We start from the raw sequence: 1,012 nt of genomic DNA, 5'->3' as shown, positions 1-1,012 counted from the left end.
GCATGGCCGCGCCACCTGTCGCCGCACCGCCCGCAAGCACCATGCCGCCTGCGGCAAGGCCGGTGCCGACGGCCGCACCCGCGCCGAGCTGCGGGCCGCCCGAGACGAGGCCGGTGGCGATACCGGGGCCGAAGATGCCCAGGCCGAGCAGCGATAGCGCGGCGAGCACAATCGCCATTGCGTCGTCGATGGTCGGGGTCGCCCCGCCGAAACCGGCCGTGAATTGCGAGAACAGCGTCGAGCCGATGCCGATGATGACGGCCAGAACCAAGACCTTGATGCCCGACGATACTACGTTGCCGAGCACCTTTTCAGCCATGAAGGCGGTCTTGCCGAACAGGCCGAACGGGATCAGCACAAAGCCCGCGAGCGTGGTCAGCTTGAATTCCAGCAACGTGACAAACAATTGGACGGCGAGGATGAAGAACGCGAGCACCACCAGCGCCCATGCGAACAGCAGGCACGCGATCTGGATGAAGTTCTCGAAAAAGCTGATCCAGCCCATCAGGTCGGAAATGGATTCGAGCAGAGGGCGGCCGGCATCGAGGCCGGTCTGCGCCACGCGGCCCGGCCGCATCAGGTCGGTGACGGAAAAGCCGGTGCCCGACGCCATGAGACCGAGGCCGGCGAAGCTCTCGAAGACGATCCGGGCGAGGTTGTTCCAGTTGGAAATGATGTAGGCGAAGACGCCGACGAACAGGGTCTTCTTGACCAGCCGGGCGATAATGTCGTCATCCGCGCCCCATGCCCAAAACAGCGCGGCGAGCGTCACGTCGATGACGATCAGCGTAGTGGCGATGAAGACGACCTCGCCGCCGAGCAGGCCGAACCCGCTATCGATGTAGGACGTGAAGACTCCGAGGAAATTGTCGATGACGCCTGTGTTGCCCATGGTCAGCGCCCTTCGCTGGATTGCGGCGCGGCGGGCGCTGGCGTGCGGCCGAGGAAGCGGTCGCGGGATTCAGCCCAAGCGGCGAGGCAGTCGGCGTCGCTTGCCGCCGCCTCGCCGAGC

General features: G+C 65.6%; 2 protein-coding genes. Both read right to left on the bottom strand.

Going from position 1 to position 1,012, the window contains the following annotated elements; genetic code table 11:
- The coding region (trbL, locus tag ROSMUC_RS15875; RefSeq protein WP_037275331.1) for a P-type conjugative transfer protein TrbL at window positions 1–892 on the bottom strand (892 nt) is incomplete at its 3' end.
- A gap of 2 nt (window positions 893–894) precedes the next feature.
- The coding region (gene trbK-alt, locus ROSMUC_RS15870) for a putative entry exclusion protein TrbK-alt (protein ID WP_037275330.1) at window positions 895–1,012 on the bottom strand (118 nt) is incomplete at its 5' end.

Origin of the sequence: Roseovarius mucosus DSM 17069 (assembly GCF_000768555.3) — a bacterium.
In the GTDB taxonomy this organism is placed as follows: domain Bacteria; phylum Pseudomonadota; class Alphaproteobacteria; order Rhodobacterales; family Rhodobacteraceae; genus Roseovarius; species Roseovarius mucosus.
This window is presented reverse-complemented; position numbering and strand designations above follow the sequence as displayed.